Raw genomic sequence first — 381 nt, forward strand, 5'->3', positions numbered from 1 at the left:
GGCAGCGACAATCGCACCTGTGGGGGCGAAGGTGAGAGCCTGCAGGACACGGCCGCTGGCGGCGACGAGGTCGGAGAATGGGCCGGCATAGTTCTGATGTAGTCCGGACCAGCTGGTCCAAGCCTCTGTCGTATCTTCCAGTCGCGCGAAGATGCGTTCCTGGTCCCACAGCGGCGGCGGCGAGTCCCAACTGGGCCTGTGGTGCAGCGCGAACCCGAGTGTGTCACCGGCACTCAGTTCCAGTTCTGCCCGCGCCGTGCCCCCGTCCAGGGTGAAGGGCACGGGACTGGACAGGGCCAGCACGTCAGCCCCTCCCCGGATCAGCAGGCCCCCGGGGACTTCCCGCAGCACTGGCTCGATGAGTCCGTATTCGGGCCGCGG

General features: G+C 68.0%; 1 pseudogene. It reads right to left on the bottom strand.

Going from position 1 to position 381, the window contains the following annotated elements:
* Positions 1–381, bottom strand: a pseudogene (locus tag LD110_RS23430) (hypothetical protein); the annotation flags it as partial.

Origin of the sequence: Arthrobacter sp. M4 (assembly GCF_020251205.1) — a bacterium.
Taxonomy (GTDB): domain Bacteria; phylum Actinomycetota; class Actinomycetes; order Actinomycetales; family Micrococcaceae; genus Arthrobacter.